We start from the raw sequence: 17,177 nt of genomic DNA, 5'->3' as shown, positions 1-17,177 counted from the left end.
CGCGAGGTAGCGGTTACCTCGCGGCTAGGCCACGGCTACTCGGCAGCCAAGAGGAGAGAGCGCTGAGCGCCTTTCTTCTTCCCACGTCCCTTCCCGGCGCCTTCGGTTTCGGACTGCGAGTGGTTGGCGTAGGTATCCCAGCCGATTTCGTAGCTGTCCGCCTGGTTACCCCAGACAGTCCAACCTGGACGAGGACCGCGAGCGAAGATCTCCAGGCGAGGCTCCAGAGAGCACCCTTCGATAAGCGGGTACTGCTCGTCAGGCTTCCGCGAATGCTCTCGCTTCTGACTGCCGATGTAGTTCACCTGGGTTCGGCCAAGCTTCTCGGTGCGGGCATTCTTCCCGCGCACGCCAAAGAGCAGGAGTTCGGTGACGTTGCGGAAGTAGAAGCCAACCCCACGGCCGTCGGAACCCCCGTCCTTGCGACGCTTGTGCCAGACGATGTTCGACTTGTACTCGAACCCCCATGCCTTCAGGACCTCGAGCCCCTCGGGTAACAGGGCATTGGGCACCCAGAGATACAGGTGGGCAGTCGGCGCCAGGACGTCTTGTACCGGCAGAGCCTTAATCTCTGCGAGGTCCATGGTTCCGTAGCGCGACAGGCGCCGGTGCTCAGGCGCCATCTTCCCGGTTCGGTTCGTGAACCGCCAAGGCGGGTCGGCGAGGACGGTATGGAACCGCTTCCCGGCGAGCTGCTGGCGGAACTCCACAATCGGATCCGGCTGTGTGTCTGTAGTCGTCATGGCCAGTCCCCGATGCAGGCAGGCGTAATTCCAATGGCGAGCACGGGACACCCCGCGTTCCGCCCAGCGTTCAGTCGGTAAAGCAGCTTGCCCATCCACGTGGTCGAGGCGCCGTACTTATCCGCGGTCGGGCGTTCCTCGCCATTGGCCTTGTATTCAGTGGTGCCATCTTTTTTCAGAGCAGGGCCGAGCTGCCGGAAAACGGGGTTCAGACTCACGCCCCGGGTGACCAGCACGCCCACATCAACCACGCCGCACGTCGCGAATGCGGCAAAGGCGTACAGGTCGCGGTCAAAGGTTTGGTCCTTTGAGTTCCACTCCAAATCGAATGCGACCTTGCCTTTGACGTAGTCAATCTTGTGGCCGTCGAGGAACTTGGGCCGGGTTGACGTGGTCTCCCGTTTCTCGAAGACCGCCTTGCCGCCCCGGGTTGTCCGCACCTGCTCTTTCCAAATGCGCCGGACCAGCAGGTCGCCCTGCACAATGGTCTCGTGCCAGCCGAGAGGACGCAGGCGAGCGGTCAGGAGCTTGGGAATGTCGGACTCGTTGCCCCCCGCGATCCGGATCATCCGCTGGGTGATCGTGAAGGCGCGCAGGGTCTCCATCAGTTCGGCGAACTCTGCCGGATGGCTCTGGCTCAGTATGACCGCCGCCGACCGGTAGCTGAAGATCTCGTACTTGTCCCTGATGTCTTGCGGGATGGCAGCGTCAACGAGGGCCTGCGGGTCGGCAGACTCGTTGGGTGTGGACGCGACCTCTTCGCGGGCAACCTCTTCCTCGAGGTCGCTCGTCTCGGCAGTGGCGTCGCTCATCGCGGCGCCTGCGCGGGCGCTGCGGCCGTCCGCCGCAAGGGCAACTCGGGTTCGGCGGATGCCTGGTGCTGCGCCACGTAGTCTGCCACGGCGCGCCGGACGACCCAGGCGATCGTGGCGTCGTTTGCTCGGGCCATCGCACCGAGGACGTCGTGTGTCTTGGGGTCGAATGACACGCTCAGCCGTATATCCGGACGGCGCCCCTTGGGCCTCGCCATGGCAAACCTCTACCGCAACATGCGGCACCAACCTGCACCACGAAACACCGTGGGGTAAATGGAGAACATGGGAACTTTCGTAAGCCATGCTATCTCCCTGCTTGATATCTTCTTCCTAGCCGCGACCTATCGGCTACTTAGACACTAATGCCTCTATGGCATCTTCGATGACCTCGGCGACGAGCTGATGGCGCTCCTTGGCAAGCCGTAGAATCGTGGCCTTCGTCGCGGCCGTAACCTTGATGTTCAGCTGCAGGGTCCGCCCGGTTGCCCGCAGGCTCCGGCCGTCGAGAACCGGCCCTGGCTCAGCAACCGCTGGCGCCGACGCAGCAACAGGGCCAGGCTGTGGCGCCTGCTCGATGCCTGCCGCCCCCTCGTCCGCCGGGGGCGGAGCGGGAAGGCGCCTCTTGAGCTTGGATGCGTCGATGGCCATGGTCGGCTACTCCGGCAGCGCGTCGATGATGGATTGGATGACCCTCTCGGCGGCCGCGCGGAGCGTCGGCGCCGACACTTCCGTCACCGCGCGACCCGAGTTCTGAGCGACGCGGTAGGACGCTCGCTCCGGCAGATACCCTTCAGCCACGCGGTATCCCGCCTCAGTCAAGAACCCCCTGGCGGCCTCGGCCTCGGTGTCCGTCGAGATCCGGCTCAGGGCGCAGATGATGCGCGCGGCCGGGATCCCGGCCTTAACGAGCGAATGCGCCACACGGACCGCTGGACGCAGGTCGTCCAGCGCGGCGCCTGCGGGGATGACGACCAGGTCGCACGACTTTGCGATGGCGACCGTCTCCCGGTCTGCCCGGGCTGGTCCGTCGAATACGAGGACGTCGGCTCCGTTTGCATGTGCCAGAGCGTCGCCGAGATCGGGGTGGAGTTGGACGGCTGGGGTCGGAGAGAGGCCCGCACCCAGCCGGTCGCGGTGCCAGTCCACCTGCGACCCCTGGAGCACGTCTAGATCCGCGATGCGAACTGACAGGCCGGAGCGTGCGAGTTCGACAGCCAGGGCGCGAGAAATCGTTGATTTCGACACCCCACCTTTCAGAGCGAGCAGCCCGATCTTTGTTGGCACAGCTTGCTCCTCGCTTGGTGGCGGGTAGATAACCGCTATCTAACCGACGACATCAAAACTGTCTAGGCTGGCAAAGTCAGCACGTCTCTTGGTCCGGGTTGTCCCAGAAGGAAGCAATCATCCTCTTGAGGGGACGTCCGAGCTTCTGAGCGCCAAGCTGCTCCAGCGGCGGCAGGGTGTGAACGACTGCTACGAATACTGCGGCGACTGGCGTTCAGGGCTTCCGCCCCCACTTCGCACAACGCGTTGACGCGTTGGTTGACAGGAGCGAAGGCGGTGCCGCCTAACCCGTTCAAAATGCTGGATGCTATGCCCTGCATCCGCACCGTATGATACCGGCGGTTAACCGCTTCCTAACGGCTATCTGCCCGCTAGAGGGTGCATCTCCAGCAAGTGCCATGCAAATGGCCACGGCATCATTTGAGGCATGGATATGGGCCGCCCGGCAAATGCCCGCGCCGCCCAGCATCATTTGCCACCGGAGAGCACCCCATGCGCCCTGCCCTGTCTACGGAGACCCAAGACCTTCTCCGCCGCGCCGTCCATGCCATGCGTGCGGCATCCCCCGGCGACGTCGCCCCCTCGACCGCGCGGGAGTACCGCCGCGTCGCGGACCGCATCCTCGCCCGACGCCAGGCAGATGGCTCGTTCCCGCCACTGGAGCAGCTCACGAACAGCCGGGCGTACTACGCCCAGCTCCGGAGTGCGTGGAGCCGCCACGTCCACGGTGAACTTGTCGAAGCCATCTTGGCTCTCCGGCCGCCGGTCCCAGATGCCGACGTCCGCGACAGGCTGACCCGGGTTCGCCTCTGGCTCGCGCAGGCCGAAGCATACCCGATCTCCCGGGCATCGGACCCGCTGGCGGAGCGCCCCGGCGACCGGGCGCCCAGCCGCCTGACCCAGCGCCTCGAAGCCGGGAGAACCCGCGCAGCCGAGAGCCGGTCCAAGCGCAGGTTCCTCGCCTCGCTACCGCACAACTGGCTCAACGTCCTCTGGGATGCGGCGGTCGCGGCCAACCACCGGCACCTGGACGCCATCGCGGTCCTCATCTGCACCGGCGCCCGGCCGGTCGAGGTGGGGGCAGGAGTCCTCGTCGAACGCGACGGAGAAGGGGAGCTGGTGTTCTCGATCCCGGGCGCCAAGGTGGGCGAAATCGAGGGGCAGCCCTGGCGGCGGCTGCGCGTGGCGGCAGAGCAGGGGGCGGCGGCGCACCTCTCGCGGCTGGCGGCTGGCGGCCCGGTGCTCGTCACCGGCCCGGCCCCAGCCACCCTCAGCGCTGCGATCGCCGACCTCGCAGGCTGGCGTTGGAGCCGCCGAGTATCGGCATATGACATCCGGCACCAGCGCGCCGCAGATGCCAGGAACGCTTTTCCGGGTGACGTGGAAGCATGCGCCCGGTGGCTCGGTCACGCGGCGGACACGACGCTCCGGTACTATGGGCGCCTGCCGCGGCGCGCGGGCTGCGCCGGTCCGGTGCCGCTGGGCGCCGAAGCGCCGCGGCCGGTCCGACGGCACGTGGCCACCAAGCCCCTGTGCCCTGATTTCGAGGCGGCTTAGACGTTAAAATCTTTGCCCCGCCACCAATCGTCTTCTGCCTCTTGAGCCTGGTGTCGACGGCGGGCGGCGGCCTCTACGTTCTCGCAGAGCATGTCCCACCGAGACGAAGTCTGGTCGACCCCCGCCAGCGCGGCAGCAACCAAGTTCGCGCGTGCGGTCCTCAAGGACTCATGTGCAGTCGCAACTGCCTTCCCACGCTCATCAGCTTCTGCAAGTTCTTCGGGGGTAAAGTGACGCATGCTGTTCCTCTTCATGAACTACCAGGTGATACCCGCGGCACGGGCCTTGTCCGCCGTGAAGTCGAGCAGCTCGTCGAGCCGTTCGGTGGGCAGAATTGGGGTGGTGATGTCGAGCAAACTGCCGAGCAGCAGCGTGATGGGAAGGGCAGACCCGGGGCGAAGGACGAACCGGTACTCCTGCTGGTACTCGAATTCCCGAGACTTTCGGAAAGGGCCGGTTTCGCCGGAGTATTCGCCAGGATCGAAGTATTCGACCTTGTTTCCGGCGCCCACCATTCCTGCCCGCTGCGCAGCCGCCCGAAAGCGGTTCAGGAACTCGCTGGTGTTGGTGACCATGACGAACGTGTCCCCAAAGTCTATGACACGCTTGTCGATGGGGAAAAGGTCCGTGGGCCGGTCCAGGCGATACATGCAGAACATGTTGGCTGAGTGCTCGTCGGACAGCCCGAACTCGATTGGTCCCACCATATCGCGAGGATCCAGAGAAACCTTGCCCATCCCGGCACTACTGGCATCGAGAACGAAGCTCCCAACGTGGTGGGGCTGAAGGATCCGGGTCGTCCCCTCTAGCCGATCGCCACGAGCCACATCGCCCTCAAGCCGCTTGAAGTAGCCGAAAGAGCGCATGTAGACCGCCCCACGCACGCGGAAGTCCTGCAGGTGCTCTCGGCGCCCGAACTTCATGAGGATGAAAAACTTCATCCACTCAGCGTTCGGTGTTCGCGGGCGGGGCAGGGAGCCTGCCGCCGGTCACCAAGCCAGAGCCGTCCGCGCCAGACGTAACCGCGGTCTCGGCCAGTATCGCCATAATCCGCATGGCCTGCTCCAGGCTCATCCGCCGGTGCATCCGGACCCAGACTTCGCCCGAACTGTCTGAAACCTGCCGTATCTCGAGGGGCGGCGCTGCCAGCGCGGCGCCGCCCGGGCGTCCAGCAGCCGTGGCGCCGTGTATGCCTGGCGCCAAATCCTCGGCGGTGCAGTCCAGCGCCTTTGCGATGGCGGCAAGGATTTTCGGCCCAGGCAAGGATTTGCCACGGACGTAGGTCGAGACGTTGTCGCGGCCGATCCCCGCTTCCCGAGCCAAGTCGCTCTGATTCCAGCCTTTCGTCCGCAGGCGCTCGGCGATGCGGCGCCCAACCTCGGCCTTGATGCTGTCGGGCGGGTATCCAGCAGACGCGTCGAAGTCTGCGAGCGGCTCGCTGCTATGGTAGACCGGCGTGGCGGACATGAAAAACGGCCCTGTCGGGTGAACAGGGCCAGTTGTAGACCAACACGTCCGACAAGTCACTCGGGGCGGCGAACCATACCCTTCTCGACGAGGTGACGGCTAAAATCCCCGTTTCGTGCGGCCTCGAATATCTCGCGCCAGTCCTGGAACCGGGTGCCCGTTGCCATCGGGGGGATGACCATGCCGCCCCCCTCATCAATGAGGCTGCACCAAAGGCCGAAGAGCCGGGCGCGACGCTCAACGTGCGACGACATGTATTCGCCACGGAACTCCCCGGCGTGGGGGAAGCGCTTCGTCGGATCCGTCAGCAGCTTCGAGGCGCCGCCCCAGGCGCCACCCCGACGGACCAGCGCTTCGTCCACCACGGCCATCGCCGATGGCGACAGGAACCGCTCGATGATGTGCCACGCCTCGTGCCAGAACGTGTTGCGGACGTCGTCCTCTCTCAGGTCACTGCGCACGAGGATTGTATCGCCACGGCCATCCTGCCCTGGCAGACAGTAGTGGGCAGCTCCCCAGTTCGCTCCCCCATCCTCGTCTTCGAGCTGGGGGCCGATGTAGCACTGCACCCAGGGGCAGATTCTGGCGAGTTCCGTCGCGCACCAACGTGCCATGTGCTCCTGCCGCTCCTCGCTTTCCGCCGCGCGGTGGCTGGGCTGGAACCGTGCCGGGCACTGGGGGTCGGGCAGATCCAGCGGCTGCTGCACATCGTGCCACGACAGCCCATGTGTCCAGGCGTCGATGCGGCACACCCGCGACAGCGTGGGCGCATCGGATCGGATCTCGCGGTGCTGGTAGCTGCCGCCATCGGCAAGACCCGAGGCAGGCGCCTGGTGCACTCTGAGCGGCCGCAGGACGCGGCCAACGGGGCTCGCGAGCCCCATCCTCTCGAGCAGAGCGCGCATCAGACGTCCCCCTTCTCGGCGCGAGCGGCCTGGGCATCGGCCCAGTCGCTGACGGTCTCCAGTTCCTCGTCGGCGGGCATGGGGACAACCCCGGAGACCCTCGCCCGCTGGCGCCTGGCTTCGAGGATCTCCACGCTGGCGCCGATTTCACGGGCGGTGGTCGCGCAGTCGAGCCACCCCTCACCGGTGGCAGGGGCACCATCCGGGCGAACGAGGACGAAGGCGTCGTTGGCCAGGGGGCGAACGCCCCACATGCGCTCGCAGCCATCAGGCAGGATCCAGAGGGGAGCGTCGATGCCGAGGTGTCCCTCACGCTCAAGGACCGCAAAGCCGCGGCGCTGCAGCTCCGCACAGACTGGGCGCAGGGTGGCAGGGAGCTGGATGGGGTGGACGATGTGCCGGGCGTTCATGGACCACTCTCCCGTGGGGCTCTTTGGGAAGGTTAGCGTGACGCTAACCTTACAGGCGAAGTGTGCCGCGCCTTCGCCGCTCGCAAGAGCAATTCGACATGGCGTCGTGAGAAATCCGGGCGCCTGCGTTCGGCGGGCGCCCGAGAGGGGGTCAGGGCGCTGGGATGCCCCTCGCGGCCAGCAGTTCCAGGCACTCAGCGAGGCGGCGGACAGTGGGGCGGATTGCTTGGCGCCCGTTCTCCAGCTTGCTCAGGTTGATCTCATGCATGCCCAGCTCGGCGGCCGCGAGCGGCTGGGACCAGCCCATGCGCTGCCGCCATGCGCGCAGGTCCCCACCGGTCCATCCGCTGCGGGGCGTGGGGGTGTTCATGCCGCCTTCTCTTGCATCCGTCGTTCCGCCCGGCGCCGCATCGCGCCTGGAGTGGCGCGGGTGTCGTTGACCGCGCGCGCAGTCCACATGGCCGCGAGGTCAAACGCCACGTCGATCTCGCCTTGCTTGTCCAGGAGCCACGCCGAGCAGTGAACGCTCCGCGTCGTCCATTCCCGCAGCAGGTGCCGTCCGGCGAGCAGGATGGCACGCTTGCTGTCCGCTGGTCCGGACCAGATGGCGGCGCCGTCGGGCGCTCGGATTTGCAGGCTTACGGTGTCGGACATGGGCTGCTCCCCCAAAGTCAGACGGTTAGCGTTGCGCTAACCTTGTGTCCAGTGTGCCTATCGCCAACGCAATGCTGCAACGATGTAGATGAATATAAGCGGCTAGAAAGCCGCTTTCTCACGGCTTTCTTGTGGCTGTGATGCCACAAGCATCCTGTCCAGCAGGTGTCGGTGGAGCGCGCTGCGGCTCCGCAGGATCCCCACCAGCTTGTCCCGCACTGGTGGCATGCTCCATCCAAGCATTTCGCAGACCGCCTGGAGAGCCATTCCGTCGCTTTCTGGGGGCGGCACGCCGCCGGAGATCCAGGCGAGGGCCTCGCATCGGTTCCATGCCCGTAGGCACTGCCTCTGCGGCTGTCCTGGCAGCCAGGCGCCTTCCGCAGGGTGCATCCACCAGGCGTCTGTTAGAGCTTGGTGCACCACGGCGGCCCAGAGGCTCCGGACCGGGTCATCCGAAAGGCGACTGCGGTCCATGTTCGAATCGAACAACGGTTGGCGGGCGCCGACGGCGCAACCGAAAGTGGGGGCGAGTTCTGCACTGTCGTTGGCTAGGGTCATGCGTGCCTCGGTCGGTCAGGCAAGGTGGGCCGTTCCGACCAGGGTTATCGGCCTGCTCGCAAGCGACCCTTGCGAGCTCCAGTCCGAGGCTAGATCGCCAGTCGCACAACGAGTTCGACGACCGGCACGCGGTGTAGGGTGCCGCGCAGTTCAGCCGCCTCGTCAAGCCACAGGACCGGTGTCTCGTATCCCGGCGCCACGCACCAGCTCATTCGGCTGGTCGCGACCCACCAGGGGGCGCCAACTGCGCCACCGGCCGCCAGCAGGCACCCGAGTGCCTGACGGACAGTCACGCGAGTGACACGGCAACCAGGCAGGGCAACCTGCAGGGCCGTGCACTCGGCCTCGGCTGCGGCGAGGTCACCGAAGAACATCAGGGGCCAGCCGCCCATATGCGCAGGCTCGCAAAGTGCAAAGGCATCGCCGTCGGCCCTGAGCTTCCCAACCCACTCTTCGGACTGAGCGCCGAGTTCACGCTGCTCCCACGCCTCTAAAGAGGTTCGGGCCCATTGCAGGACGTCCTGCCGGGTGCCCGCGGCGCTGTCGGTCAGCGGGCGGGTGAGGCACCGGACCGCGTCGATGGCGTGTTCGAGGCGCTCGAACGCGACCGATTCGCTGGTCGCGACGGCCACATGGGTCGGGGGGATGTTGCTGGACATGGGGTGCCTCCTGGGTCTCACCCAAGCGTCACCCAAACCCTTGCAAGACAGCGGAACCCGGCGGAATCGCGGGGGTAGATTGATGGGTGGCGCACTGTCTCGTCATCCCATCCTTCCACGCATTCTACCCCCGGCATTCACGAAAAAACCGATCACAACCAATTACTTGCCGATTCGGTTGGAGCCCGCTTCACTCCAGAGCTGCTTCCCGAGCCAGTTATCCCCAGCCCAATGTCCCCAGGAGAGGTCTTTCTTTTGTCTAATCATAAGAGTCTATGGGCCGAAGCTCGTTGTAAAACAGTCACTTGAGGGGGCGTATCTACCCCCAGCATTCACCTATTCTGCCCCCAGCTTTCCGCGACTGTACCCCCAGCTTTCCCTTTTCCACAGACAGTCATCCACAGCCGTGGTAGGTCGACGTGAGGCCGTAACCGCGGGGGTAGAATCATGGCTGAGCTTACCGCCGCAGAACACGCCCGGCTCGACAGGCTTGAGCGCACGAAGCGCAACATGAGGGGGCGCAAGGCACCGGCTGTCATGCCCTCGAAGCTTGCCCGAGCGGCTGCCTTTTCAGCCCGGAGCAACGGGCTTTCTGAAGAGCGGACGACACGCATCGTCGCCGTTCGCCCCTACGCAGTCATCGAGGTTCGCGGGCGGGAACTGGGCACCAAACACAGGGACATGCTGGTCGCGCTGTTCCGTCTGCGCGCCCGGAGATTCGAAATAGTCGGGCCCGATGGCAAGCCTGCGGGTGCCGTGTATCGAACCGAGACGACATGGCGGGAGATCCTGCGTGCATCCGGCATCAGCACGCACGTGAACAACCTGCTCACGGCGCTCCGCATCTGCGAGGAGTTGCGTGAGACGAGCCTGAGGGTGTTCACTGGTTCCTACGACGCATACGAGACTGCGATGAAAGCTGGGCGCCTGCCTGCGGCAGGTTGGTCGGACGGCATCATCGGGTCAATCGAGTGGGATGGCCCTAGCCTGGACGCCAGGGTTCGCGTGGCGTACGGCGAGTGGGTTCGTCGCGCCTTTGAAGCCAAGCATCTCGTGAGCCTCAACGCGGACGTGTACTTCCGCTTGCGAAGCGACTTCGCGCGTGCGTGGTGGCCGCACATCGACTCACAGCCGAACCACCACTGGGTAGGGCTGGACACATTGGGTGAGCTGGTCGGACGGGATTTCGACGCCTTGCCCTCGAAGCAGCGGGCGAGGTTCCGCGAGGACCTCGCCCATGCGTTCGACGATTTGGTGGCCGCCGGTGGCCTCGGGAGCTGGCGCCTTGAAGCCCTCGGGGACGGGCGCAAGAAGGTCTACAGGGTCCACTACAAGCACGCCCTACCGAAGCAGGGCTCACTTGACCTCGGCGCGCCATCAGGCGGCGACGCGCTCCCGCTGCCTGAACGGGTTGAACCTGGCGGGGCGGGGTAGGGCGCCGGGAATCCGGCCGGGCGCCGCGACGATGACCGGAGCCGGTGCACGCGGCGCGGCGGCCGGGACCAGCCGGGGCGCGGGGCGGGACACGGCGGCCGCCGGTGGCGCGAACCGGCGCGGCGCCAGCCATGGAGAGAGAGGGCGGGGTGCCAACTCCCGCCGCAGGGCCGCGCAGCCGTCCCGCAGGGACAGGATGGCTGGGTCTGCGGCGGAGATGGCGATGTAGATCTCCACGAACCCGCGGGGCCGCGCCACGACGGTCCGGAGTGCCCCGGCACGCCAACGGGCGAGTAGCCCGGCGTCGAGGCGTACGAGGCGGGTGATGCCGACAGAGCTGCCAGGCGTCGGCGTGTTGTGGGCGAGGATGGTGGCGGCGCCGGTCTCCTCGAACTCATCCGCCGCGGCGATGATTTTGTCCGGCCGCACCCACAGGTCGGCGAGGGGGGAGACGGGCTTGAGGGGACCGGTGACCTCGATGTGGAGACGCCCACAGCGGCTCCGGTAGTCTGCCGACCCGGCCCTATCTCCGTAGTCCCTGGAGTAGCCCTCTATCCGGCCTGCCGTCCCGGCACCGAGGCCATAGGGTTCGAGGGCTATGCCGGTCGCGCTGGCGATCTCGGCGGCAATCCGTATCTCGCGGGCGGCTGCCTGTGCCCACGATGCTGCATAGGCGCTCTTGAAGTCTGGCATGAACGTCGCTCCCCTGGGGGTTCAGGGGGTGTGTCGTGCGGTTCTTTCGACCTTTCGACATACCCATAGGCGACGTGGGTAAATCCAACTTCCGATCGCAAGGCGCCGGGGCGCTTTATCCTTGACTGATTGTCTTTCTTCTCGGGCGGTTCACCAAAGAGCCTTCTTGCCGTTCACGTAGAGAGGCGGCTCCTCAATCCCCGCAGCCTTGGCCGCGGCTCGCGCAGCCAGCCGGGCCCGGTTCACGTCTACTCTGGCAAGCCGCTCGGCGCGGACCTTCGCCGTCACTGGCTGCCGAGTAGTAGAGGCGGCGTATCTGATGGTCCGGATCTCGCGCCCAGGCATCCGAGCGGATGCTTCGAGGACCGCGTCGAACCAGATGCTTTCCACACTCCGCACTATTCCCCACACGGCGTCGGCTCCCCCCTCGGCCTCGGTCCAGGCGTCGTAAAGCGGGCGCAGTTCCGCCTGGTGGCTATCCCACGCGCCTAGAACGACCCCGCGAAGCGCGAAGGTGTCAAACATGTCTCGGCGCGCGGTCCTCTGATCCTGCGTAATGACCGTGTTCTCAGTCGGCTGCCACATGATCGATATCCACCGGCGGATGAGCGTGGTGGCCTCAGGCACTGCGGCGGCATCGTGGCCCTCGAGGCAATCTCGGATGGCGCGCTCGAGGTATGTGCCGTCCACGATCACCGGCGGTCCGTACGGCGCGACGTACGGCACCAACGTGATGGGGCCGACGTCAATCCTTGGCTCCCCCTTGGCCCGCGCGAGGCGGGCCGCCGCGAGGACCTTCGAATCCTTGGCGCCGATCATCCACGGCAGCGGCGCCGGTGAGCTCGGTGTGGCGCCCGACTGCTTGACCAGGTGCGCCACGAAAGAGTCAAAAGCCTTCGCCGGTCCGACTTTGATGAGCGCGGCCCGCAGCTGCTCGGTGGAGAACCCAGGCACCGGGCTCTCGATGCTCTCAGCTGCCGCAGAGACGACAGCGAGCCATAGGTTCTTGGCCGCACCGAAGTGGCCACGCAGGCCGTGTTCCTCGCGGGCGCCCAGCCACGCCCGCATGCTCTCTGTCCGACCCACACCGAGATCCAGACCGGCGAAGCCGAGCTGGCCGTCGAAGATGCCGAAGCGGCTGAGGACGTGCGGTGGCATCCACCTGGTCCTGAACGCCGTCCTTGGCGCCGCGAGCACCACGCCGTCGGGGGTCTCGGCGGCCTGCAGCCGGTGGCCAGAAAAGTGCTCGGCCAAGTCCGCGACTGCCTTGCGCAGCACCGGCATCGGATCCACGCCGTGGCGGAGCGCGAGCGCCTGCCGGGCCTCGGCGGCGGTCATGTGGAGCGTGAAATCCTTGCGCTTGGACGCGGCGGCCTGCCCAAACAGAAGCCAGGCACGGGCATCCTGCGCGGTGCGGGTCCTTGCCAGCAGGCCGACGTCGAGGCGCCAGTACGCTGCCGGGGTGCGGAGCTGCTGCTCCGCGCGCTCGAGGATGACTCGGTTGCTCTCAAGGCGGGCTGCGGGGCGACCCGGGCCGCGGGCGGCGGTTGCGAGAGCTGCCCGCATCTCCTTGCCCGAAACGTTGCACCGGATGGCGAACCAGCGCGCCGAGCAATCCTTGGCGCCAAGCATCCACATCCCCGCCAGCGCCAACGACACGGCCAGCTGGGACGGCGTCCAAGACGGCGGGGCGCCAAGGAGAAGGCGTGGGTCGACGGGGACCACGTAGTCGGCCAGTGTGGCGGCGTCCGTCAGCGACGGGGACACAGAGCAGTCGGGGTACGTCGCGCCGGGCCACGCGCCGGGCCCATCGGGGGCGGTGCGCGCACGCGGGCGCATGTGGCGCTGCTTCGTGGTGCTGGACATCGGGCTGCTCTCTAGTCCCGGCGGGGGTTCGCCGGTGGGGTAGCCTCAGTGTCCTAGATCCGGATGCAAGAAGACAAGGTTCCTGGCGTTTTCCTTGTCGAGAACAAAGCGTATGTTTCCCAATGCCTTAGGTTGAAAACGAACCTGATATCCTAATTCCGTAGAAAGAGGGCTGCGCCCCAGCACAGGACATGGCCAAGCGTGGCGGGTCATGGTTCGGACCAGAACCTGTTCCCCCGCACCTGAACAGCTACCGTGCCGCTCGGAGCAGTCAAAGGGGGGCGCGTAGGGTCAGGGCATGATCGGCGCGACCCTCAGGATGACCCCGGCCACCGGCGCCCGCCTGCGGGCGTTCAGGGCTGCGCTCCCGGCCGCCGCAGCGTCCGCGGCGAACGATGCGGCGTTCTCGGCCAAGGAGAAGATCCAGGAGCACATGGCTCGCGTCTTCGACCGACCGACGCCTGCGGTCATACGCGCGGTGCAGGTCAAGAAGGCGTCTCCCGCGCCTACGGCCACCGCCACGGTTTTCCTTGGACACCGAGACCCCGCATTCCAGGCGCGGCTGAACAACATCGGCGCCCGCCAGGAGCGCGGCGGTGTGGCGCGCCCCGCAGACATTGGCCGGAAGAGCTGGGCCGTCCCCGTTCGGCAGAAGACCAACGGCTACGGCGGCCTCAACCGGGGCACCATCCCCAGGCTGCTGAAGCAGAAGTCAGTCTTCGTCGGGCGCCCAGGGGGCCGCTGGGGCGGCGGCCAGGGACAGTACGGCGTCTATCGGCGCGTTCGGGGCAGGGCTGGTCGCGGACGCCTCGTCCTGCTCGTCGCACTGGAGCAGCAGGCCCGCTACCCCAGGCGGATGGACTTCGTCCGCACCGGCCGCGCGGCCGCCGAGCGGGTTCTCCCGCACCTCGTCCGACGGGAGATGCTCCGCATCGTCGCCCGGGCGCCCGCCCGCGGATGAGGCATCAGTGCCGGGGCTGGGCGGCCTCGGCCTCGGCGGCGCCTTCGATGGCGCGCCGGACCAGCTTCGCCAGCCCTCGGGCGGACAGGCGCCCGTCCCGGAACCCGCGCTCCAGGGCGGCGGCGACTTCCGGCATCAGCTCGGGCAAGGCGTCCGGACCGGCGCCGCCGAACTCTGCCGCAAGGTCGCGGCAGATGCCGTGGATCAGCACAGGGAAGTCCTGCGGGCGCGGAAGGGGCACCGAAAGGAAACGCAGCCGGGCGCGCAGAACCGGGTCGATGCCCTTCCTGTCGTTTGCGGTGAAGATCCACGTGCACCGGCTGGCGTCGATGACAGCGCCCAGGCCCTCGTCACTGAAGCGGCGCGCCGTTGTCGCCTCGGTAAGCGAGATCAACGTGTGCTGTGCCCTGCCGTTGGCGTCGCCGCCGCCAATCTTGTCGAGCTCATCGACAAGTAGCACCGGGTTCGAGCACATGGTCTCGCTCATGGTGCGGCTGACCCACCCCGGTTCAGCAGTGGCCCAGCCGCGGGCCGTCCCAGCCAGCATCCTGTTGTCCGACATCCCGGCGCCGGTGGCCGTGGCGAAGCGCGGCCCGCGCTCCGCAGCAACGAGTTCGGCCATCCGCAGCGCCAGCCTACTCTTGCCTGCGCCGGGCGCCCCCACGAAGACGGTGGGCGCGAGCCTGAACGCCTTCCCGCCGATGCGGCGGGCGAGATGGATGTCCATGCAGATCCGAGCGATGACATCCGCACACCAGGGGAACTCGGCGGTCAGTCGCTCGCGCAGGCACTCCGGGTCCGGCCACTCGCGGATGGCCAGAGGCTCCCTGAGAGCCTCGCCCACTCGCCGCATGTGCGAGGGCAGGTTCGAGATATCCCCGGCGACAAGCACCTTCGCCCTCGTCCCCTTCGGCGCCGTATCATCCAACGCCGCCCGCAATGCCTCGGCGCCGGTGACGCGCGCAGGTGCCTCGTCCGCCGTCCTGCAGTCCGTCTTTGCCTCAGTGCGTGGCAGGCGCGGCAGGCCGAGCGCGATTGCACCGGCGGCGGGGTCGGACGTGTCCGGCAGATCGCCAGCGATCTGCGAGAGCAGCTCGGCGTAGTGTTCGGGGCGGTCGGCATAGTCGACGTCGGCAAGCATCGAGAGCAGGGGGACGTGGCTCCACGCATCCCCCTGCGCGATGGCCATCCAGAAGCACGTCGCACGCAGGTCGACCGCCCGCTGGTGCGCCATCGGCCCTTTGTCGCCGCCACTCCAGTGTGCGCCCTGCCTCGCCAGGCGTGCGCACTGGCGCCAAGCGATGGCGTCGCCCAGCCGCGCGGCCGTCACCTCGGCTTCGTATACCCCGCCCGGCTGCGCGACTTCAGTTCGGGCGAGCAGGTTGGCCACGTTGAGACGCATCTCGTCCAGGACCGGCCGGAAGGCGTCCCACATCGCAGAAGGCGGCAGCGTGCGCCACAGCGAGAGAGGGTCTCGCGCCCGAACCTCGCCCGCCGTCCACGCAAGCCACGGGCGCCGCCTCACAGCCTCATTGGCCGCCTCGGTCTCCACGTCCTCGCGCTCGAGCCCCTCGCCGATTTCGTCGCTCGTGCCCATCACCATCCCCCTCTGCGTGCGGCAGGGACGGCGCCCGTCCCCGGTCAGTCCTCGGTAGCACTCGAGGGGCGTATGGGATGGAGAAGAGGCATTTGTCGGCTCATGTCGGGTGCAGAACCCTACTACCCGACAAAGATGGCTCCGCCAAGTTCAATTCCCTTGCGATCGGTGATTCAGTGTTCCTATCATTAGGAACAAAAGGCGGCACCCAAACCTACCGCCCCGGGAGAGCAGAGATGTCCAGCACCGCCATCGAGACCACCCGCGGCGAGTACGAGCGCTTCTACTGGCTGCACCGCAACGCCCGCGACGAGGCGGGCCAACTCGCGTCCGACGAGATGCGCCAGGGTGCCAGGGTGCCGTCCGAGCGTTGGATCCGCGTGGACGAGGCCGCCCGGGCCTTCCACCGCCAGATGGACGTGGCCAAGGCCGCTCTCGACGCCCTCGAGGCAGTTGCGCGGGCAGAGGAGCCCGTCGCCGAGCTCGAGGCGCCAAGGCAGCGGCCGAGGACTGAGCCCGGCGCCGAAGGGAGAGCGAAGATGACAGAGGCGGACCAGTCGAGCGACACGCTTAGGGTCACGGCCCATGCGCTAAGTAATTTCAATCGCACCTTCATGGAGAGGCGGGAACAGCAGGGGGTGCGCCGGGGCTGACCGGAGCGGTAGACGCCTATGGTGCCCGAGCGGGGATGGTGGAACATGGACGAGATGGACGAGGGCGAGAACAGCGACGACGGAAACGCCAGTCGCCTTACCGAGGTCGGCCGGGCGCTCTACGGCCGCGACTGGCAGTCCCCGCTGGCTGCGGATCTCGATGTTACGCCGCGACTGGTGAGGATGTGGATTCACGGTGACCGGCGCATCCCTGACCGCGTCATGTCCGCGCTGCCAGACTTGCTCAGCGAGGCGGTGGAGCGCAGGCGTGCCGAGGCCGAGCGGATGGAACAGATGGCGCGGATGATGCGACCCGGCTGACGGGCGCCCATCAGGCACCAAGGATGGCAGGCGGCAGGAGCAATCCTTGCCGTCGTTTCCTTGCCCGGTGGCGGGCTGTCCTTGTGTCCATGCGGGGGTTCGCGCCCCGCAGTCCCACGCTAGCCGATGCGTCCGGGGGCGTTTCCCCACCATGGGTAGCGGCTACCTCGCCGCTACCTCGGCTGGGCTGGAACCCGGCCGGGTCACCGGCGCCCGAGGCTCCGGACCTCGGCGAGCGAGGCAGGCTGCGGCCGCCCGGCGAGGGGCGGGGGCGGGGCAGGCCCCCCCCGGTGGCCTAGGTTCTTCCCGGGGGCGCCGGGGAATGCGGGGGTTCGCGCCCCGCAGTCCCACGCTAGCCGATGCGTCCGGGGGCGTTTCCCCACCATGGGTAGCGGCTACCTCGCCGCTACCTCGGCTGGGCTGGAACCCGGCCGGGTCACCGGCGCCCGAGGCTCCGGACCTCGGCGAGCGAGGCAGGCTGCGGCCGCCCGGCGAGGGGCGGGGGCGGGGCAGGCCCCCCCCGGTGGCCTAGGTTCTTCCCGGGGGCGCCGGGGAATGCGGGGGTTCGCGCCCCGCAGTCCCACGCTAGCCGATGCGTCC

At 67.3% G+C, this 17,177-nt stretch carries 20 protein-coding genes; 5 read left to right on the top strand and 15 right to left on the bottom strand.

From position 1 onward, the window contains the following. Nucleotides 1–35 precede the first annotated feature (35 nt). The 5 genes from NON00_RS12965 to NON00_RS12950 all read right to left on the bottom strand — a co-directional run bounded on the left by NON00_RS12965 (nucleotide 36) and on the right by NON00_RS12950 (nucleotide 2,842). Entirely contained in the window at nucleotides 36–743 is a 708-nt protein-coding gene (locus tag NON00_RS12965; RefSeq protein ID WP_256021613.1) for an MT-A70 family methyltransferase, read from the bottom strand. Then, nucleotides 740–1,555 (bottom strand): BglII/BstYI family type II restriction endonuclease, encoded by an 816-nt coding sequence (locus NON00_RS12960; protein WP_256021611.1) that lies wholly within the window; start codon nucleotides 1,553–1,555, stop codon nucleotides 740–742. Before NON00_RS12960 ends, NON00_RS12965 begins: the two co-directional genes overlap by 4 nt. Next, the gene (locus tag NON00_RS24910) at nucleotides 1,552–1,773 is read right to left on the bottom strand and encodes a ribbon-helix-helix protein, CopG family (protein ID WP_370688712.1); all 222 of its coding nucleotides are present in this window, start codon (nucleotides 1,771–1,773) and stop codon (nucleotides 1,552–1,554) included. Before NON00_RS24910 ends, NON00_RS12960 begins: the two co-directional genes overlap by 4 nt. A 133-nt stretch (nucleotides 1,774–1,906) precedes the next feature. Beyond that, the gene (locus NON00_RS12955) at nucleotides 1,907–2,206 is read right to left on the bottom strand and encodes a hypothetical protein (RefSeq protein ID WP_256021609.1); all 300 of its coding nucleotides are present in this window, start codon (nucleotides 2,204–2,206) and stop codon (nucleotides 1,907–1,909) included. A gap of 6 nt (nucleotides 2,207–2,212) precedes the next feature. Next, a complete protein-coding gene (locus NON00_RS12950; protein ID WP_256021607.1) occupies nucleotides 2,213–2,842 on the bottom strand; it encodes a ParA family protein in 630 nt (209 codons plus the stop codon). 492 nt (nucleotides 2,843–3,334) lie between these two features. Between NON00_RS12950 and NON00_RS12945 the strand changes: the two genes are divergently transcribed. Next, nucleotides 3,335–4,399: a hypothetical protein gene (locus NON00_RS12945; RefSeq protein ID WP_256021605.1), complete on the top strand. Its 1,065-nt coding sequence runs from the start codon at nucleotides 3,335–3,337 to the stop codon at nucleotides 4,397–4,399. 257 nt (nucleotides 4,400–4,656) lie between these two features. Here NON00_RS12945 and NON00_RS12940 read toward each other — a convergent pair whose 3' ends face one another. The 7 genes from NON00_RS12940 to NON00_RS12910 form a co-directional block, all read right to left on the bottom strand. Then, nucleotides 4,657–5,340 carry a hypothetical protein gene (locus tag NON00_RS12940; RefSeq protein WP_256021603.1) on the bottom strand — a complete coding sequence of 228 codons (684 nt, stop codon included), beginning with the start codon at nucleotides 5,338–5,340 and terminating at the stop codon, nucleotides 4,657–4,659. 4 nt (nucleotides 5,341–5,344) lie between these two features. After that, nucleotides 5,345–5,866, bottom strand: a complete 522-nt coding sequence (locus NON00_RS12935) for a helix-turn-helix domain-containing protein (RefSeq protein WP_256021600.1) — start codon at nucleotides 5,864–5,866, stop codon at nucleotides 5,345–5,347. 56 nt (nucleotides 5,867–5,922) lie between these two features. After that, the gene (locus NON00_RS12930; RefSeq protein ID WP_256021598.1) at nucleotides 5,923–6,771 is read right to left on the bottom strand and encodes a hypothetical protein; all 849 of its coding nucleotides are present in this window, start codon (nucleotides 6,769–6,771) and stop codon (nucleotides 5,923–5,925) included. Continuing rightward, on the bottom strand, nucleotides 6,771–7,181 hold the full coding sequence (locus NON00_RS12925) for a hypothetical protein (RefSeq protein ID WP_256021596.1): 411 nt from the start codon (nucleotides 7,179–7,181) through the stop codon (nucleotides 6,771–6,773). Before NON00_RS12925 ends, NON00_RS12930 begins: the two co-directional genes overlap by 1 nt. A gap of 151 nt (nucleotides 7,182–7,332) precedes the next feature. Then, nucleotides 7,333–7,551 carry a helix-turn-helix transcriptional regulator gene (locus tag NON00_RS12920; RefSeq protein WP_256021593.1) on the bottom strand — a complete coding sequence of 73 codons (219 nt, stop codon included), beginning with the start codon at nucleotides 7,549–7,551 and terminating at the stop codon, nucleotides 7,333–7,335. After that, nucleotides 7,548–7,835 carry a hypothetical protein gene (locus tag NON00_RS12915; protein ID WP_256021590.1) on the bottom strand — a complete coding sequence of 96 codons (288 nt, stop codon included), beginning with the start codon at nucleotides 7,833–7,835 and terminating at the stop codon, nucleotides 7,548–7,550. Before NON00_RS12915 ends, NON00_RS12920 begins: the two co-directional genes overlap by 4 nt. Before the next feature lie 647 nt (nucleotides 7,836–8,482). Further along, nucleotides 8,483–9,052 (bottom strand): hypothetical protein, encoded by a 570-nt coding sequence (locus tag NON00_RS12910; RefSeq protein WP_256021588.1) that lies wholly within the window; start codon nucleotides 9,050–9,052, stop codon nucleotides 8,483–8,485. A gap of 447 nt (nucleotides 9,053–9,499) precedes the next feature. On the opposite strand from NON00_RS12910, the gene NON00_RS12905 reads away from it, so the two are divergent. Beyond that, nucleotides 9,500–10,486: a hypothetical protein gene (locus NON00_RS12905; RefSeq protein WP_256021586.1), complete on the top strand. Its 987-nt coding sequence runs from the start codon at nucleotides 9,500–9,502 to the stop codon at nucleotides 10,484–10,486. Here the strand turns inward: NON00_RS12905 and NON00_RS12900 are convergent. Beyond that, on the bottom strand, nucleotides 10,430–11,179 hold the full coding sequence (locus NON00_RS12900) for a hypothetical protein (RefSeq protein WP_256021584.1): 750 nt from the start codon (nucleotides 11,177–11,179) through the stop codon (nucleotides 10,430–10,432). The two genes, NON00_RS12905 and NON00_RS12900, sit on opposite strands and share 57 nt — an antisense overlap. Before the next feature lie 150 nt (nucleotides 11,180–11,329). Then, the gene (locus NON00_RS12895) at nucleotides 11,330–13,045 is read right to left on the bottom strand and encodes a hypothetical protein (RefSeq protein WP_256021582.1); all 1,716 of its coding nucleotides are present in this window, start codon (nucleotides 13,043–13,045) and stop codon (nucleotides 11,330–11,332) included. A 298-nt stretch (nucleotides 13,046–13,343) separates the two neighbouring features. Here NON00_RS12895 and NON00_RS12890 point away from each other — a divergent pair, with 298 nt between their 5' ends. Beyond that, nucleotides 13,344–14,006, top strand: coding sequence for a hypothetical protein (locus NON00_RS12890; protein ID WP_256021579.1), 663 nt, complete (start codon nucleotides 13,344–13,346; stop codon nucleotides 14,004–14,006). A gap of 4 nt (nucleotides 14,007–14,010) precedes the next feature. Here the strand turns inward: NON00_RS12890 and NON00_RS12885 are convergent, their stop codons facing one another. Further along, nucleotides 14,011–15,603 carry an AAA family ATPase gene (locus tag NON00_RS12885; protein ID WP_256021576.1) on the bottom strand — a complete coding sequence of 531 codons (1,593 nt, stop codon included), beginning with the start codon at nucleotides 15,601–15,603 and terminating at the stop codon, nucleotides 14,011–14,013. Between the two features lie 236 nt (nucleotides 15,604–15,839). Between NON00_RS12885 and NON00_RS12880 the strand changes: the two genes are divergently transcribed. Beyond that, nucleotides 15,840–16,256, top strand: a complete 417-nt coding sequence (locus NON00_RS12880) for a hypothetical protein (RefSeq protein ID WP_256021573.1) — start codon at nucleotides 15,840–15,842, stop codon at nucleotides 16,254–16,256. A gap of 45 nt (nucleotides 16,257–16,301) precedes the next feature. Beyond that, nucleotides 16,302–16,577: a helix-turn-helix domain-containing protein gene (locus tag NON00_RS12875; protein WP_256021571.1), complete on the top strand. Its 276-nt coding sequence runs from the start codon at nucleotides 16,302–16,304 to the stop codon at nucleotides 16,575–16,577. Nucleotides 16,578–17,177: the final 600 nt, after the last annotated feature.

This window comes from Roseomonas sp. GC11, assembly GCF_024437745.1.
GTDB lineage: Bacteria > Pseudomonadota > Alphaproteobacteria > Acetobacterales > Acetobacteraceae > Pseudoroseomonas.
The sequence above is the reverse complement of the archived record's forward strand: the minus strand, read 5'-3'. Positions and strand labels throughout refer to the sequence as shown.

Excerpts from the sequence above, each read along its gene's own strand:
- NON00_RS12965 (WP_256021613.1), bottom strand. The coding sequence starts at position 743 with ATGACGACTACAGACACACAGCCGGATCCGATTGTGGAGTTCCGCCAG.
- NON00_RS12960 (WP_256021611.1), bottom strand. The coding sequence starts at position 1,555 with ATGAGCGACGCCACTGCCGAGACGAGCGACCTCGAGGAAGAGGTTGCC.
- NON00_RS24910 (WP_370688712.1), bottom strand. The coding sequence starts at position 1,773 with ATGGCGAGGCCCAAGGGGCGCCGTCCGGATATACGGCTGAGCGTGTCA.
- NON00_RS12955 (WP_256021609.1), bottom strand. The coding sequence starts at position 2,206 with ATGGCCATCGACGCATCCAAGCTCAAGAGGCGCCTTCCCGCTCCGCCC.
- NON00_RS12945 (WP_256021605.1), top strand. The coding sequence starts at position 3,335 with ATGCGCCCTGCCCTGTCTACGGAGACCCAAGACCTTCTCCGCCGCGCC.
- NON00_RS12940 (WP_256021603.1), bottom strand. The coding sequence starts at position 5,340 with ATGAAGTTTTTCATCCTCATGAAGTTCGGGCGCCGAGAGCACCTGCAG.
- NON00_RS12935 (WP_256021600.1), bottom strand. The coding sequence starts at position 5,866 with ATGTCCGCCACGCCGGTCTACCATAGCAGCGAGCCGCTCGCAGACTTC.
- NON00_RS12930 (WP_256021598.1), bottom strand. The coding sequence starts at position 6,771 with ATGCGCGCTCTGCTCGAGAGGATGGGGCTCGCGAGCCCCGTTGGCCGC.
- NON00_RS12925 (WP_256021596.1), bottom strand. The coding sequence starts at position 7,181 with ATGAACGCCCGGCACATCGTCCACCCCATCCAGCTCCCTGCCACCCTG.
- NON00_RS12920 (WP_256021593.1), bottom strand. The coding sequence starts at position 7,551 with ATGAACACCCCCACGCCCCGCAGCGGATGGACCGGTGGGGACCTGCGC.
- NON00_RS12915 (WP_256021590.1), bottom strand. The coding sequence starts at position 7,835 with ATGTCCGACACCGTAAGCCTGCAAATCCGAGCGCCCGACGGCGCCGCC.
- NON00_RS12910 (WP_256021588.1), bottom strand. The coding sequence starts at position 9,052 with ATGTCCAGCAACATCCCCCCGACCCATGTGGCCGTCGCGACCAGCGAA.
- NON00_RS12905 (WP_256021586.1), top strand. The coding sequence starts at position 9,500 with ATGGCTGAGCTTACCGCCGCAGAACACGCCCGGCTCGACAGGCTTGAG.
- NON00_RS12900 (WP_256021584.1), bottom strand. The coding sequence starts at position 11,179 with ATGCCAGACTTCAAGAGCGCCTATGCAGCATCGTGGGCACAGGCAGCC.
- NON00_RS12895 (WP_256021582.1), bottom strand. The coding sequence starts at position 13,045 with ATGTCCAGCACCACGAAGCAGCGCCACATGCGCCCGCGTGCGCGCACC.
- NON00_RS12890 (WP_256021579.1), top strand. The coding sequence starts at position 13,344 with ATGATCGGCGCGACCCTCAGGATGACCCCGGCCACCGGCGCCCGCCTG.
- NON00_RS12885 (WP_256021576.1), bottom strand. The coding sequence starts at position 15,603 with ATGGGCACGAGCGACGAAATCGGCGAGGGGCTCGAGCGCGAGGACGTG.
- NON00_RS12880 (WP_256021573.1), top strand. The coding sequence starts at position 15,840 with ATGTCCAGCACCGCCATCGAGACCACCCGCGGCGAGTACGAGCGCTTC.
- NON00_RS12875 (WP_256021571.1), top strand. The coding sequence starts at position 16,302 with ATGGACGAGATGGACGAGGGCGAGAACAGCGACGACGGAAACGCCAGT.